This is a genomic window from Microbacterium sp. ISL-103, from assembly GCF_018613995.1.
In the GTDB taxonomy this organism is placed as follows: Bacteria; Actinomycetota; Actinomycetes; order Actinomycetales; family Microbacteriaceae; genus Microbacterium.
Genome location: NZ_JAGGPD010000329.1, coordinates 1 through 15,164, shown reverse-complemented (window position 1 = coordinate 15,164; position 15,164 = coordinate 1). Strand labels below are relative to the sequence as shown.

At 68.9% G+C, this 15,164-nt stretch carries 16 protein-coding genes and 1 pseudogene; 10 read left to right on the top strand and 7 right to left on the bottom strand.

The window, feature by feature from the left end; genetic code table 11:
- The 7 genes and pseudogenes from J7E68_RS12445 to J7E68_RS12415 form a co-directional block, all read left to right on the top strand.
- Nucleotides 1-325, top strand: a pseudogene (locus tag J7E68_RS12445) (deoxyguanosinetriphosphate triphosphohydrolase); the annotation flags it as partial.
- Nucleotides 325-2,193, top strand: coding sequence for a DNA primase (gene dnaG, locus J7E68_RS12440; protein WP_215173021.1), 1,869 nt, complete (start codon nucleotides 325-327; stop codon nucleotides 2,191-2,193). The pseudogene J7E68_RS12445 and the gene dnaG, both read left to right, overlap by 1 nt.
- A gap of 36 nt (nucleotides 2,194-2,229) precedes the next feature.
- A complete protein-coding gene (locus J7E68_RS12435; protein WP_251048936.1) occupies nucleotides 2,230-2,862 on the top strand; it encodes an ATP-binding cassette domain-containing protein in 633 nt (210 codons plus the stop codon).
- 45 nt (nucleotides 2,863-2,907) lie between these two features.
- Nucleotides 2,908-3,483, top strand: a complete 576-nt coding sequence (locus tag J7E68_RS12430; protein ID WP_215173018.1) for an NADPH-dependent FMN reductase — start codon at nucleotides 2,908-2,910, stop codon at nucleotides 3,481-3,483.
- Nucleotides 3,484-3,546: 63 nt separating this feature from the next.
- Nucleotides 3,547-4,182: a DUF1684 domain-containing protein gene (locus J7E68_RS12425; RefSeq protein WP_215173016.1), complete on the top strand. Its 636-nt coding sequence runs from the start codon at nucleotides 3,547-3,549 to the stop codon at nucleotides 4,180-4,182.
- A gap of 60 nt (nucleotides 4,183-4,242) precedes the next feature.
- Nucleotides 4,243-5,331: an alkene reductase gene (locus J7E68_RS12420; RefSeq protein ID WP_215173015.1), complete on the top strand. Its 1,089-nt coding sequence runs from the start codon at nucleotides 4,243-4,245 to the stop codon at nucleotides 5,329-5,331.
- 55 nt (nucleotides 5,332-5,386) lie between these two features.
- Complete coding sequence (locus tag J7E68_RS12415; protein WP_215173013.1) at nucleotides 5,387-5,731, top strand: cytoplasmic protein; 345 nt, start codon at nucleotides 5,387-5,389, stop codon at nucleotides 5,729-5,731.
- A gap of 19 nt (nucleotides 5,732-5,750) precedes the next feature.
- Here the strand turns inward: J7E68_RS12415 and J7E68_RS12410 are convergent, their stop codons facing one another.
- The 3 genes from J7E68_RS12410 to J7E68_RS12400 form a co-directional block, all read right to left on the bottom strand.
- A complete protein-coding gene (locus J7E68_RS12410; protein WP_215173010.1) occupies nucleotides 5,751-7,151 on the bottom strand; it encodes a threonine/serine exporter ThrE family protein in 1,401 nt (466 codons plus the stop codon).
- 50 nt (nucleotides 7,152-7,201) lie between these two features.
- Entirely contained in the window at nucleotides 7,202-7,540 is a 339-nt protein-coding gene (locus J7E68_RS12405; protein WP_215173008.1) for an ATP-dependent DNA ligase, read from the bottom strand.
- 139 nt (nucleotides 7,541-7,679) lie between these two features.
- Complete coding sequence (locus J7E68_RS12400; protein WP_215173006.1) at nucleotides 7,680-8,630, bottom strand: manganese catalase family protein; 951 nt, start codon at nucleotides 8,628-8,630, stop codon at nucleotides 7,680-7,682.
- Between the two features lie 192 nt (nucleotides 8,631-8,822).
- On the opposite strand from J7E68_RS12400, the gene J7E68_RS12395 reads away from it, so the two are divergent.
- Together J7E68_RS12395 and J7E68_RS12390 are read left to right on the top strand one after the other, a co-directional pair.
- Nucleotides 8,823-9,341 (top strand): hypothetical protein, encoded by a 519-nt coding sequence (locus J7E68_RS12395; protein WP_215173004.1) that lies wholly within the window; start codon nucleotides 8,823-8,825, stop codon nucleotides 9,339-9,341.
- 116 nt (nucleotides 9,342-9,457) lie between these two features.
- Complete coding sequence (locus J7E68_RS12390; RefSeq protein WP_215173001.1) at nucleotides 9,458-10,642, top strand: zinc-dependent alcohol dehydrogenase; 1,185 nt, start codon at nucleotides 9,458-9,460, stop codon at nucleotides 10,640-10,642.
- A gap of 17 nt (nucleotides 10,643-10,659) precedes the next feature.
- Here the strand turns inward: J7E68_RS12390 and J7E68_RS12385 are convergent, their stop codons facing one another.
- Together J7E68_RS12385 and J7E68_RS12380 are read right to left on the bottom strand one after the other, a co-directional pair.
- Nucleotides 10,660-11,478, bottom strand: a complete 819-nt coding sequence (locus J7E68_RS12385; RefSeq protein ID WP_215172998.1) for a CPBP family intramembrane glutamic endopeptidase — start codon at nucleotides 11,476-11,478, stop codon at nucleotides 10,660-10,662.
- A 64-nt stretch (nucleotides 11,479-11,542) separates the two neighbouring features.
- The gene (locus J7E68_RS12380) at nucleotides 11,543-11,980 is read right to left on the bottom strand and encodes an SRPBCC family protein (protein WP_215172996.1); all 438 of its coding nucleotides are present in this window, start codon (nucleotides 11,978-11,980) and stop codon (nucleotides 11,543-11,545) included.
- A 182-nt stretch (nucleotides 11,981-12,162) separates the two neighbouring features.
- Here J7E68_RS12380 and J7E68_RS12375 point away from each other — a divergent pair, with 182 nt between their 5' ends.
- Entirely contained in the window at nucleotides 12,163-13,509 is a 1,347-nt protein-coding gene (locus J7E68_RS12375; protein WP_215172994.1) for a cytochrome P450, read from the top strand.
- A gap of 22 nt (nucleotides 13,510-13,531) precedes the next feature.
- Here the strand turns inward: J7E68_RS12375 and J7E68_RS12370 are convergent, their stop codons facing one another.
- Complete coding sequence (locus tag J7E68_RS12370; RefSeq protein ID WP_215172987.1) at nucleotides 13,532-14,512, bottom strand: cation transporter; 981 nt, start codon at nucleotides 14,510-14,512, stop codon at nucleotides 13,532-13,534.
- Nucleotides 14,509-15,006: a hypothetical protein gene (locus tag J7E68_RS12365; protein ID WP_311416823.1), complete on the bottom strand. Its 498-nt coding sequence runs from the start codon at nucleotides 15,004-15,006 to the stop codon at nucleotides 14,509-14,511. Before J7E68_RS12365 ends, J7E68_RS12370 begins: the two co-directional genes overlap by 4 nt.
- Nucleotides 15,007-15,164 lie beyond the last annotated feature (158 nt).

The following is a 15,164-nucleotide window of genomic DNA, read 5'->3' as shown; positions in this document are numbered from 1 at the left end:
CAAGGGCGTGTACAAAGGGCAGCGGCGGGTCCTGAGGCGTCTCGCCGACGCGCGGTGGTCGACAGACGCGCTGTGGTCGGCCGGTGCCGATGTGCTCGAGCCCGCGTTCTCCGCCGACTTCGTGGCCGCGACCACCGATGCTCAGCGCGCACGAGTGGTCGTCGATCAGATCGCGAGCCTCACCGATCAGAGCGCCATCGACTGGCACAACAGGCTCGTCGGAGAGATCGACCCGGCCGAGGTCGGGATCTGGACGCCGCGGCATGCGCGACCGGGTGCTCGTCAGCACACGCCGCGGCAGGCGGTCGTCGAAGGAGCCGGCTGATGCCACGCATCCGTCAGGCCGACGTCGACGAGGTCAAAGCCCGGACGAACATCGCCGACATCGTCGGAGAGCGAGTCGCGCTCAAGTCCGCGGGCGTCGGATCCCTCAAGGGGCTGTGCCCCTTCCATGACGAGAAGAGTCCCAGCTTCCACGTGCGGCCGCAGGTCGGCTACTACCACTGCTTCGGATGCGGCGAATCTGGCGACGTCTATTCGTTCCTCCGTGAGATGGATCACGTCAGTTTCACCGAGGCGGTCGAACGCCTGGCCGGGCGAATCGGCTACGCCCTGCACTACGAAGACGGAGGGTCTGCCCCCGAGACGAGCGGGCGCAGTCGTCTGTACGCGGCGAACACGGCGGCCGCGGAGTACTTCCGCGCTCAGCTGCTCACTGCGGATGCTGAAGCAGGGCGTCGCTTCCTCGGCGAGCGGGGATTCGACGCCGGAGCCGCTGCGCATTTCGGTGTGGGCTTCGCACCGCGCGGCTGGGACAAGATGCTGAAGGCGCTGACGGCGCAGGGCTTCACCCGAGATGAGCTCAGCGCCGCCGGTCTCGTCTCGACGGGGCAGCGGGGTGTCTACGATCGCTTCCGCGGCCGGCTCGTGTGGCCGATCCGCGATGTGTCGGGCCAGACGATCGGTTTCGGCGCTCGCAAGCTCTTCGATGATGACCAGGGTCCCAAGTACCTGAACACGCCGGAGACACCGATCTACAAGAAGGCGCAGGTCCTCTACGGGCTCGACCTCGCCAAGCGCGACATCTCGCGCGGTGATCCGAGACGGGTCGTGGTGGTCGAGGGATACACCGACGTCATGGCCTGCCATCTCGCCGGGCTCACCACCGCCATCGCGACCTGTGGCACGGCGTTCGGAACCGACCACATCAAGGTCCTGCGCCGCGTCATGGGCGACGACAACGCCTCGGGCGAGGTCGTCTTCACATTCGACGGCGACGAGGCCGGTCAGAAGGCGGCGCTGCGTGCGTTCACCGAAGACGACCGCTTCAACGCGCAGACGTTCGTCGCTGTGGCGCCCGACGGTCTCGACCCCTGCGACCTCCGGCTGCAGCGCGGCGACGCCGCCGTGCGATCTCTCATGGAGACGAAGCAGCCGATGTTCGAGTTCGCCATCGACCGCAAGCTCTCCGGCTTCGACCTCTCCACCGTCGAAGGGCGAGTGGGGGCTCTGCGCGCGGCGGCTCCGATCGTCGCCGAGATCCGCGACAGATTGCTGCGCCCGGGATACGAGCGCGTGCTCGCCCGACGGCTGGGCATGGATCCCACCGAGGTGCACAGTGAGGTCGAACGCGCCGCCCGGGGTGGGGCGCAGTCCTCGCGGTACGAGACGAGCAGGCACGACTCCGCGGCCACCGAGCCCTCGAGCGGTGTGCCCGGCGTGGTCCCGGTCACGCTCGCCGGTCTGCCCCGCACTGCCGACGTCGCAGTCGAGCGTGACGCTCTGATGGGTGCACTGCAGTACGGCCACCAGATCGATCAGGCACTGCTCACGAGCGCCCTCAGCGCCCCGTTCCGGACCCCCGGTCTCGACGCCGTGCGCGAGGCCGTCGCATCAGCCGCCGACCGCACCCGCGCCGGATGGGTGACGGACGCCGTGAACTCGGTGCGCGAGCCCTACCGCTCCCTCGCGGGTGAGCTGCTCATGACTCCCTTCCCGGCCCGCAACGAAGAGGGTGCGGTCGCCTCGACGACTGATCTCGCCCGCCGATTGATCATGCGGAGTCTCGAGCACGAGAAGCAGGAGCTCCTCGGCGCCGTCCAGCGGGTGCCCGCGGATTCCGACGGCGGACGAGCGCTGCGCATGCGGCTGCGTGACATCGACGTGGAGCGTCAGCGCTTCGCCGAGTCGTAACGACGGCACCGCCACCCGGCAAGGCAGGATGGAAGAATGTTCTCCCGGCCCGAATCGACCAATGCGATCGACAGCTCCGACCTGGTGATCGACCGGGTCGGCCACAGCGGTCCGACCCGGGCGATAGACGGGGTGAGCTTCGCTCTCGCCCCGGGTGAGCTGATCTGCGTCGCAGGGCCGACCGGCTCGGGTAAATCGACCCTGGTCGCGGCGCTGGCGGGTTCGACGGATCCGTCGGTCCGTGTCGTCGGAGGAAGTGCTCAGGTCTGCGGTGTCGACATCCGTCGTCCGGGTCGCAAGCATCGTCTGCTGACGTATCGCACCGGTTTCGTTCCGCAGGGAGCCGGGGCAGACCTTCCGCCGCAGCTCACCGTCAACGAGGTCATCGCCGAGCCGATCCTGATCCGCGAGAAGCGGGTCAACACGAAGGCTCTGTCGATCCGCGTCGCGACCCTGCTCGATGAGCTGCACCTGCCGTTGGGCACTGCTGCGAAGTTCCCCTACGAGCTCAGCGCGGGCATGCGGCAGCGCGTGGCGATCGCCCGCTCGGCGGCTGAGCCGCTGGTCCGCCGGCGACCTCGACCACTTCGCCGAACTGCGCGCCGCGTTCGGCGATTGACCGGACGTCGCACCGATGAGCCGCAGACGGGGGCTGGACGCTGCGCGTGACACCGACGAGACTGATTCCACGGCTACAGGAATGAGGAGACAGTCATGGCGTACAGGGTCGGATACTTCGTCGGAAGCCTTTCTTCCACCTCGATCAATCGCATCCTCGCGACGGCGCTGATCGGGCTGGCGCCCGAGGATCTCGAGTTCTTCGAGATCCCGATCCGAGATCTCCCGCTGTACAGCCAGGACTACGACGACGAGTATCCCCCGGTCGCGGTGGAGCTGAAAGAGTCGATGGCCTCGGCGGATGCCGTGCTCTTCGTCACCCCCGAGTACAACCGCTCGATCCCCGGCGGACTCAAGAACGCCATCGACTGGGCGTCGCGCCCGTGGGGTCAGAACTCCTTCGACCACATCCCCGCCGCCGTCATCGGCGCCTCGGTCGGCGCGATCGGCACGGCCGTCGCCCAGCAGAGTCTGCGCGGTGTGCTGAGCTTCTGCAACGCGCGTCAGATGACGGCGCCCGAGGCATACATCCAGTTCTCGCCCGACGCCTTCGCCGACGACGGCACGGTCACGAAAGAGGGAACGGCCGCGTTCCTGCGCGACTACCTGGTGGAGTTCCGCGACCACATCGAACGCGTGCTGACGGTGCTGCCGCGCGACACCGACGCCTGAGCGCCGTTCGACGACGGCGCGCTCGCGGCGCATCAGGGCCGTGGGCCGCGTAGCCTGAACGACATGACGCTCACGAAAGCCCGCACCGCCGCCGAGGTCGTCGACTGGAGGCGCCGGGTGTTCGCCCTGTACGACGCCATTCGGCGCGCGGACTCCGCCGAAGAGGCGCATGAGCTCTGGCGCATCGAGCGGGACGACCTGATGCTGCACCATGCGGCGACGCCGCTGATGGCCGACGACCGGCCGCTCTTCGATGGGCTGCCCATCGCGTCGTACGACCCGCAGTGGCGCTTCGAGCTGCCCCTGCTCCCCGCAGAGCCGGGGGGCTTCGACTTCTCGACCGGCACCGACGGCGTCGTGCCCTTCGAGCGCATCGGCAGGGTCGAGATCCCCGACACCGGGTCGCTCGACGTGTGGCGTCTCACGACCTACGGCGGCGGGATCTTCATCCCGGTGCGCGATGCTCTCGCCGGTGGCCCCGGTGGCACGTACGGGGGAGGTCGCTACCTGATCGACACGATCAAGGGCGCCGATCTCGGATCCGATGCCGAGCGCGGCACGATCGTGCTCGACTTCAACTTCGCCTACAACCCGTCGTGCGCCTACGACCCGGCGTGGGCGTGCCCGCTCGCACAGCCCGGCAACGTGCTGTCGGTCGCGGTTCCGGTGGGCGAGATGTATGCCGGCGGAGCGCACTGACCGCGGCTCGGATATCACCCGAGGGGAATACTCGGCCGCTCGAGGGCCTTGTCACTGAGCGTGACTCTTTTCGAATCAGCCGTCTTCGGCGCCCTCCCGCTGTCCAACCGCGTCGCCATGGCGCCCCTCACCCGCACGCGCGCGGATGACGACGGCGTGCCCACCGACCCGATGGTGGAGTACTACCGGCAGCGTGCAGGTCACGGCCTCATCATCTCGGAGGGCACGTGGCCCGCGGCCGAGGGCAAGTCGTACTCCGGGCAGCCCGGGATCGTCACGCCCGAGCAGATCGACGGATGGCGTCGCATCGCCGATGCCGTGCACGAGGCGGGCGGCACGATCGTCATGCAGCTGATGCACGGCGGCCGCGTCTCGCATCCTGCGATCTCGGGCGAGGAGCGAGTCGTCGGCCCGAGCGCGCTCGCCGCTCCCGGTCAGACCCACACCCCGGTGGGCAAGGTCGACATGCCGGTGGCCCACGCCCTCACCCTCGATGAGATCCCCGAGGTCGTCGAGCAGTTCGCGCAGGCGGCTCGCAACGCGATCGCGGCGGGCTTCGACGGCGTCGAGGTGCACGGCGCCAACGGCTACCTCGTGCAGGAGTTCCTGTCGCCCGTCTCGAACATCCGCGACGACCGGTACGGCGGATCGCCCGAGAACCGCGCCCGCTTCGCCATCGAGGTCACGCGCGCGGTCGTCGATGCCGTCGGTGGCGACCGCACCGGCATCCGGCTCTCGCCGCAGCACAACATCCAGGGCGTCCTCGAAGAGGACGATGCCGATGCTCTCGCCACCTACCTCGCCGTCGCCGAAGGGCTCGCCCCGCTCGGACTCGCGTTCGTCGACATCCTGAACGCCTCCCCGACGAGCGAGCTCGTGCAGCGCATCCGCCGCACCCTCGGGGCACCCCTCATCATCAACTCCGGCTTCTCGACCGTCACCACCCGTGACGAGGCCGAGACACTCGTCTCCGAAGGATGGGCCGACGCCGTGGCTGTCGGGCGCCCGGCCATCGCCAACCCCGACCTCGTCGCACGGTGGCAGCAGGACGCTGAGCTGAACGAGCCGCGCCCGGCCCTGTTCTACGGTCGCACCGCCGAGGGGTACACCGACTACCCGTCGCTCGAGGCCGTGCGCGCCGAAGCCTGATCGCGGGCTCGAAGAGCCCCTGTCGGGGTGGGATCGCTGAGCGTACAGTGACCGCATGATCACCGACGATCCCACCCTGACCAATCCCGATCACTACCGGACGCTCTGGGAGAACGACTTCGTCCGCGTGCTCGAGTACACCGACGAGCCCGGCGAACAGACGACGCCGCATGACCACCCCAACAGCGTCATGGTCACTCTGAGCGACTTCTCGCGTCGGCTCTCGGCCGGCGATCGCGTGTTCGACACGGCCCTGCCCGCAGGGCAGGCGGTCTGGATTCCGGCCCAGCGGCACTCCGGGGAGAACACCGGCACCACGCCGACCCACACGATCCTCGTCGAGCTGAAGGGCGATGCCGCCGGGGAGATGAACCCGGCAGCGCTCGGACCGCGCACCTGAGGGGCGGGGGAGTGAGGCGTCAGCGCCGCACGCGGGCGCGGGTCTTCGCGACGCTGCTGAGGGTCGCGCGCAGCGGCGTGCCGAGATAGAGGCCGAGCGAGGCGCCCGAGGCGAGCCCGATGCCGATCACCACGGCGTCGACGAGCGATCCGCCCACGCCCACCACTCCCGAGGTGGAACCGGCGGCATGGATCATCTCGAGGAGTCCCTGGAACACCGCCACCCCGGGCACGAGCGGCACGATCGCAGCGGTCGTCACGGCGACCGACGGCACGTGCAGGTTGTGCGCGATCAGCATCCCGATGAAGCTCGCGAGCAGTGCTCCGATCGCGCTCGCCGCGGCCGGATGAAGGTTCACCCCGACCATCGCCGTGTATCCCGCGATGGTGACGGCGCTCAGCAGTGCGCTCACCAGAATGATGCGGATGCCGGCGCCGTTGAAGACCGCCACCGCGACCGCGATGATGATGGCCCCCGCGAACTGGTTGACGAGGGGTCCGAACGGGGCGGGATCGTCGGGCAGCCCCATAGTGAACCCGAGGACGCTGCCGAGTTCGAGTCCGACGAGGATGCCGATCACGACGCCGAGCGTCTGCATCGTCAGGTCGAGGATGCGCCCGCCGGCGGTCAGCGCGAAGCCGTCGATCGCGTCTTGGGCTGCTCCGACGACCGTGAGTCCCGCGAGCATGAGCACGATGCCCGACGCCACGATGATCGAGGGGCGGATGCCGACGAACGGCTCGATGCCCGCCGAGCCCAACGCCGTCACCGCGACGGCGACGACCGTGGTGACGAACCCTCCGGCGATCTGGCTGAAGAACAGGGGCACGCGGACGCGGGCGAGCGCGGCCTGGGTGAGCGCCGCGCAGAGGGCCGCGACGAAGGTGAGGGCGACGATGATCGGCGAGGCGCCGAGCATGATGCTGACTCCGACGGCCAGCAGGGCGCGTGCCACGATGACGACCGGCTGCTGGTAGCGGAAGGGCACGCGACGCAGCACCCGGAAGGCGGTGCGGGCCGACTCGAGGTCGAGTCCGGAGTCGATGTCGGCGACCAGCGCCTGCACGCGCTGCAGCTTGGCATGATCGGGCGCTGCCACCCGCACGACTCGCACGAGGGTCTCGGGCCACACCTCGCCGCTCAGGTGGAATGAGACGGTGATCGAGTTGTAGGTGACGTCGACCTGCACATCACGCATCCCGTAGGCGGCGCACACGCGAGTGATCGCCAGCGTCACCTCGTGGGCAGACGCCCCGACGGCGAACATCGACTCGCCGATACGGGTCGCGAGATCGAGCACCCGCGGCACCGTGCGCTCGTCGATGACGGGCATGGCCTCGGTGTGCGCGACCGTCGAGGGGTCGGTGTGCAGGATTCTGCGCACCGAGGCGAGCAGTCGCCGTGGGGGATTCGGGGACATGTCGTCTATTCTGCCGTCCGCGCGATGAGCGGACGCCGGGCTCGCTCGGCTCAGGCGGTGGTCGTCGCGGGGATGTGACCGGATGACGCGCCTTCGGCGGGCTCCGGCACGAGGTACAGTCCGCTCGGTGCGCTCGCGGTGAAGGCGAGGGCCTCGATCCATTCGCGGTTGATCGAGGGCTGCCTGCTGCCGCTGTACTTGAACACGAGCGAGCTGCCGGCGTGCACCCACACGGTCGTGCGGCCGCCTCCGACGCTCATGTCCTCGCGCCAGGTGAAGGCGAAGGGCTCGCCACGGCGCAGCTTGGCCGTGATCACGAGCTGAAGATGCGTGAGTGCGCGATCTTCGATCTCGGCCTTGGTCGTTCCTTCATAGATCAGCTTGCCCACGAGGGCCTCCTCTGTCAGCCACGAGACCCATGCAAGAGGTGCGATCGGGGTGATCACGGTGGTCGATACAGTTTCCCATATATCGGCATGTCATCGCGATCATCCCCGACCGTGCCTCCGGTGTCGTCGCAACGCCGGTTCAGCTCATGCGCCCGAACGTGGCGTCGATGTCGGCCATCTCCATCGCGGCCGTGGCCTCGATCAGTGCGCGGAGCTCGGCATCCGCACCCGGCGAGAACTCCTCGAGGCGCTCGGGAGAGATCGTCATCGGTGCGCCGACCGGAGCCTGCTCGCTCGCATCGAGAGTCGTGCCGTCGTTCGAGGGCGATGCGCCCTGGAAGATCTTGCCGGCCTCCGATGCTCCGGTGAGATCGAACGAGTACTGCTTGCTCTGCAGACCCAGATCCAGCAGCTTCTTCACCTCGGGGAACTGCTCGGCGTTCGTCTTGGGGATCGGCAGCGACGTGCGCCAGTTCACTCCGAGGGTCTCGAGCGCCTTGGCGTACGCGTTCTCGTGAGCCTGATCGCGCACGATCAGGTACGAGATCGTGCTGCGCGCCATCTTGTTGTCGGTCATCTCGTACAGGCGGCACTTCTGGAGGCGGCCCGTCGACTCCAGCATCAGGTTGTAGAGCAGGTCGAGCACGAGGTTGCCCGAGTTGTAGACGTAGCTGCCCATCCACGGGTTGCCCGCCGAGTCGACGGGAAGAGCACCCTGCGCACCCACCAGGTAGTGGTGGATGTTGCTGGTGTCGACGGCGATGCGCAGCGGCGTCGCGCCGCCGGCACCGGGCTCGTCCACCGGATCCGTCGGCTTTCCGCTGTACTCCGGCGATCCGTCGAGCAGTCGGGAGATCGTCGTGCCGATCAGCTCGACGTGGCTGATCTCCTCCGTGCCGATGCCCTGGATCAGGTCCTTGTACGCCTTGCCGTCGGGCCCGCGGAAGTTGATGCTCTGGAACAGGTACTGCATCATGGTGCGCATCTCGCCGAACTGGCCGCCGAGGCCCTCCTGCAGCGCGTTCGCCGCGGCGGGATCCGGCTCGTCCTGGGCGATCTCGTTGATGAATTCCTGAAGGTGGAAATACATGTCGGCCTCCGTCGGTCGCGTGTGGGTGGGGGCCACTGTGCGCTTCGGCTCGGGCTCAGGCCCCTCCCTCGACGTGGCGGGCCGAGGGTCGTATCATGCGCGGGCGGGCCCGCCCGCGCGGGCGACGCGGCCGATCTTCCCGGTGCTCGTGAGACTGTGAACGCGCACAGCCGACGGGCGTAACGTCAGCACATGAACGCACAAGTGAAGATCGCGGGGCAGGGCTCCGAACTGCTGGGTCTGGGATCCATCCTCATCGGCTCGCTTCCGGCGGCCCTGATGACCGATGAGGCACCCGACCGCTACACCGTCGAAGCGGTGTTCACGCGCATGGCCGATCGCGACGAGGTCGCCGCGATCCAGGGCAGCGAGACGCGCGCCCACCTGTCCGCGAACGGATTCCCGACCGTCGAGCTGCACGTCGCCGATCGTCGTCTCGAGATCGCGAACACCAACCTGGAGGAACTCCGCGACGGCCTCGCCGCCGTCATCGCCGAACGCCTCGTCGAGATCAGTGCCACCCTCGTGGCTGCGCGCGAGATCGGGGCGCTGCGATTGCCTGACGCCAGCGACGCCGAGCAGAAGCGTGCGGCGTCCGTCGCCGCCCTCGCCGAATCGGTGGTCTTCGCCCGTCGTTCGCCGGCGGTCGCCTTCGACGACGACGCCCGTATCGAGGACTGGTTCGAAGAAGGAGGCGCCTTCCGCGGCTAGCGCGGACGACGCCGGCCAGCCTCGTCCGGTCCGCTGCGATCCGCCTGTCAACCCTCTGTCGGATCCTCCTTCGTCGAGGGAGGGTGGCCACTCGACACCGAACGAGGAGGATGACGATGAAGGCACTCACCTGGCAGGGCACCCGAGCAGTGACAGTCGAGGAGGTGCCGGATCCGGTCATCGAGCACCCGACGGATGCGATCGTCCGGATCACCTCGTCGGCGATCTGCGGGTCGGACCTGCACCTGTATGAACTGCTCGGTCCTTTTCTCGACAAGGGCGACATCCTCGGTCACGAGCCGATGGGCGTCGTGGTCGAGGTCGGCAGCGCGGTGAAGGATCTGGCGGTGGGCGACCGCATCGTCGTGCCGTTCAACATCTCGTGCGGCCACTGCTTCTTCTGCCTGCGCGGGCTGCAGTCGCAGTGCGAGACGACGCAGGTGAAGGAGTACGGCAGCGGTGCCGCGCTCTTCGGCTACACGAAGCTCTACGGCCAGGTACCCGGCGGTCAGGCCGAGTACCTGCGCGTTCCGCTCGCCGACCACAACCACATCAAGATCGCCTCCGACCTGCCCGATGAGCGCTACCTGTATCTGAGCGACATCCTGCCGACGGCCTGGCAGGGGGTGGAGTACGCGAACGTTCCGGACGGCGGCACCCTCGCCGTCATGGGTCTCGGCCCGGTGGGACAGTTCGTCGCCCGGATCGGAGCACATCGCGGATACCGCGTGCTCGCGGTCGATCCGGTCGCCGAACGGCGAGAGATGGCAGCGCGGCACGGCGTCGAGGTCTTCGATCTCACCGACGACGTCGTGACCGAGCTGCGCGATCTCACCGGAGGTCGCGGAGCGGATTCCGTCGTCGATGCGGTCGGCATGGAGGCCCACGGCAACAGCGGCGTCGCCCTCGTGCAGAAGGCCGTCGGGCTGCTGCCCGACCCGGCGGCCCGCGCTGTGTTCGACAAAGCCGGCATCGACCGGCTCGCCGCCGTGTACGCATCGATCGACGCCGTGCGTCGAGGAGGAACGGTGTCGCTCAGCGGTGTCTACGCCGGCGATGCCGACATCCTGCCCATGAAGACGCTGTTCGACAAGCAGATCGGCATCCGAATGGGGCAGTGCAACGTGAAGCGCTGGACCGACGACCTGATGCCGTTGGTCGAAGACCTCTCCGACCCGCTCGGCGTGATGGACCTCATGACCCACGACGCCCCGCTCGAGGATGCGCCCGAGCTGTACCGCACGTTCCAGCGCAAGGAAGACGGCTGCATCAAAGTGGTGCTGCGCCCGTCAGCGGTATGACGGAAAGAGCGTGACGGTCAGGCGGCTCCGAAGCTCGGGGCCGCCTGCGACCGCTCCACCCGGCCGCGGATGAAGAACAGCAGCACGATGCCGACGATGATCACGGCGGGGTTGCCGAGACCCGCGATGGCGCCAAGGCCCCCCTCGGCCGGGTGCGCGGTGTAGAGGAAGATGCTCGGGTCGGTGCTGGCGTGCAGCAGGATCGGGGCGATGATCGTGCCGGTCACCCGCATCGCGAGGTACATGCACACGCCGAACCCGAAGGTGTAGACCAGCTGGATGGCCGTGGCGAACAGCGGCTGGCCCGTGAGCAGGTTGCCCGCATGCAGCAGGGCGAACAGCGCGGACGAGATCGCGGCGACGGCGATCTCGCGCTGCCCCGCTTTGCGGAGCAGGTTGACGACGAGCCCGCGGGTCAGCACCTCTTCGGCGAATCCGATGAACACGCCGGCCAGCAGCCAGGTCGCGACGACCTCGGATCCGGCGTCACCGTAGTCGATCGAGAGGAAATGGAGGATGTTGAAGAGAAGCACCACGGCGATCGCGATCCACATCCATCCGCGTCCGCGGATGGGCTGGGGGCCGAAGATCTCGCGCAGCCAGCCGACGGATGCCGCGAACGCGATCAGCAGCAGGCATCCGACCAGGACCGGGATGGCGTAGAACACGAGGATGCCCGCGGCGCTCTGCGGGTCGTCGATCTGAGAGGCGATCGGTGTGAGCAGCAGCGACAGGCCGTTGTAGAGGACGAAGTAGACGACGACGAGCACCATCGCGCGCCACCAGCCGCCCTGCTCCCAGAAGCGTCGCCACCCGGACTGCGTCACATCGGCCATCGTGCATCCCTCCGCATCCGCGGAGGTCGCGGCTCACGACCAATCTATGGGTAGGGGCGGCCCGTCAGCTCGCGTGGCCCTCGGCGAGGTAGGCGAGCCGATGCAGGGTCTCGGAGTTCCGCCAGCGCAGCAGGGGAGCGTTCAGCAGGCTCGGCACGAGCGTGGCGGGTCCGTCGACCGGCTCCTCGTCGATGCGCACCATCGTGCCGCCGTCGTACGAGCGCACCCGCAGGGTGACGCGAGCTTCGCCGATCGGCCATCCCTTCGCCCGCACGACCATGCGATTCGGCGGCGCCCATTCCTCGACCACGGTCGTGTCGTCGAGCAGCGCGGGCCACACGCCGACCGAATGATGCAGCTCGGCACCGGGTTGCGGCCACGACTCGTCGACGTCGCGCATCCGCGACGCTCCCACCACCCAGGCCGGGTACAGCCAGCCGTTGCCCAGCACGCGGAACACATCGTCGGGTCGGCAGTTCATCGTGCGCACGTTCTTCGCCATGTCGGCGCTCCTCTCGGCATCTTCGAGTCTCTCGGTCTTCTCGAATGCTCGCGTCCCTGCCGTCGGGCGTACAGGGGGTTGACGAGCGCAGTGGAGGCGTCGTCCGGTGCCCGGGTCTAGCACACGCCCCGCCATCGCGCCTCCCCCTGGAACAACGGCCGCGCCTCTGCGACCGTCGGGTCATGGCCCTCATCGACATCCCCACGCGCGCCGCACGCCGACTCGGCGCGCTCGCACACGACGACGCCCAGACCCTGCTCACCCGCGGCTACGGATTCGGACCCCGCATCTGGCGCCGAGTGCGCGCGGGCGCCAGATCGGCACCGATGCGCCTGCTCGGCAGCGACGCCGTCTTCGTGCGGGGTGTCGAAGGCGTCGAGCTCTTCTACGACGCGAGCCGCATCGCGCGATCGGGGGCGATGCCGGCGATCGTGCAGGAGAGCCTGTTCGGACACGGCTCGGTGCACAGCCTCGACGGCGACGCGCACCGGCACCGCAAAGCGACCTTCATCGACGTCGCCTACGAAGACGATCAGGTCGCGCGGCTGACCCCGTGGCTCGAGCGCGAGTGGCAGAGCGAGCGTCAGGCCTGGATCGACGGCGGCACCCGCAGCGCTTACGACGGGGCGGTCGGCGCACTGGGCCGAGCGATCATGGGGTGGGCCGGGGTGCCGGGCACGCCCGCCGCCAAGACCCGCTGGGCAGCGCGGCTCGCGCAGATCGTCGACGGGTTCGGCTCTCCCTACTCTCCGGAATACATCGGAGCCCTGGCGAACCGGTGGTGGTCGGATCGGCACTCCGCTCGACTGATCGACGCCGTGCGGCACGGCGCGCTCGGCGCCGAGCCCGGCACCGCACTCGAGCAGTGGGCGCACCATCGCGACGAACACGGCGAGCTGCTGCCGGCGCGCATCGCGGGCGTCGAGCTGCAGAACAGCATCCGTCCGATGATCGCCGTCGCGCGGTTCGTGGCCTTCGCCGCGAAAGAGCTGCAGGAGCGCCCGGACTGGCGCGAGCGCATCGCCGCCGAGGCCGCCGAGCGCGACGCGCTGGTCGGCGGCCCGCTCGCGACGATGTTCGCGCAGGAGGTTCGCCGCACCGCCCCGTTCGTGCCCATGCTTCCCGGCTGGGCCACCGCCGACATCGACATCGACGGACAGCACGTGGATGCCGGCGGACGCGTCGTGCTCGACCTGCTCGGCACCGACACCGACGACCGCTTCTGGGCTCGACCGCAGCGGTTCGACCCCGAGCGCTTCCGTGGCGTCGAGGACTACGAGGCGCTCGCCGCCTTCGTGCCGCACGGCGGCGCCGATGTCGCCACCGGCCACCGTTGCCCGGGCGAGAAGCTGGCGATCGCCGGCCTGGGCGCCGCGATCACGGTGCTCAGCGACCCCGCTCTGCGGATCCTCGACGAGGGCCTCGAAGTCAACCGACGGCGACTCCCCACCAAGCCGCGCTCGGGTGGGGTCGTGCGGTCGGCGGCCACGCCCGCCTCTCGCTCCGGCGGCTGCCCGTTCCACCGGTGAGCGCCGCCGGCTCTCGCGGAGCTCAGTCGCGACCCGAGGTGTCGACCCCGTGGGGCAGTCTCTCGGTGGGGACGATCACGACGTCCTGCACCTTCCAGTCGAGATCGGTGATGCGTTCGGCGAGGTCCGTCGTCTCTCTCAGCGACACCCTGCCGCGATGGGGCACGACGAACGCCTCGATGTGGAACACCTGTCCCTGATCCCGCATCCGTACGCCCGCCTCCTTGACCCACGGGCGTGAGCGCATGGTCGAGAGCACATCGCCGGCGAGCGGATGAGGGTGCGTGCTGTCGTACGTCCGCGCCCGCTGGTCCATGAGGTCGATCACGGCGGTCTTGGTGTTGCGCCAGCCATCCCAGACGATGCCGAGCGAGATCACGAAGGCGGCCGCGCCGTCGAGCCACCACACCCCCGCACCCACACCGAGCACGCCCACGATCGATGCGACGGTGGTCTGCCAGTCGGCCTTCGCCATGTCGGCGTCGGCATAGAGCAGCTTGTTGTGCAGCACGGGTGCGAGCTTCGATTTCGCCGGGCCGTAGAAGAACACCGGCCCGACGATGACGACCGCCATGACGGCGACCATCAGCCATCCGAGCCAGATGGTCTGACCGAACAGCTGGACGGTGCCGATGGTCGGATGCTCGCCGGCGACCAGACCGATGACCGCCTCGACCGCGAGGTTCAGTCCCACGGCCAGCAGCGCGACGCCCGCGACGAGGTGACCGATTCCCATGACCCTGTGCAGCCCATAGGGATGCTTGACCGTGGGGCGTCGGCGGATGAAGATCAGTGCGGTGAGGAACGCGATCTGCGGGATCAACGACAGCATGTCCTCGATCCACGCGGTGCGCATCGCCTGCGAGTTGCCGACGACCAGCGCGATCACCGCGATCGTCACCGACGTGTAGGCGATCGTGAACCACTCCCAGCGGATGGCTCGGCGAAGGGCATCGCGCTGCTCGTCGGGCAGCTCGGTGCGGCCGATGCGCTTCAGGGTCATCGCGAGCCCACCTCCGCATCGAGGTAGAGCTCCAGCGCGCTGAGGAACGCATTCTCTCCGAGCGGCACGAGCATCACGATCTCGCGTCCGTCGGCACCCTCGATCCCGGGGTAGCCGCGGGTGGCCCCCGCCTTGTCGATCCAAGGGGTGGCTGAGGTGAAGCCGCCGACGACGAGGTCGAGGTCGCCCGTCTCGAGCATCCCGACGAGCGTCTCCTCCGACCCCTCCGTCCACTCGATCTCGGCGTCGATGGCGTCGGCGAATCCGGTCACGAGGTCGGGGATGCTGCCGGTCGGCGCGTCGGACTCGCCGTCGGCGTCGATGAGTCCGGGATCCGCCGAGGCGCCGACGCGCAGCTCGCCGCCGGTCGCCGAAGCGAGGGTGGCGTCGGGGTCGGCGGGGATCGTCAGGCCGCAGCCCGAGAGCGCGGCCGCGAGCAGCAGCACTGCCGTCGCGGAGACCGCGCGGAGGAGACACGGCCTCGATGCGTTCACGACGCCATGCTGCACCTCGCATCGTCGAGAGAGAATCCGGTTGACGCTCGCGTCGCCGCGGAGTAATGCCGCGGGCGGCCGCGACCCGGCCGCACGATCGACCGGATACGGTAGGGCACATGTCTCAGGCCCTCCGCACGTTCGGGCGCATCCTCGCC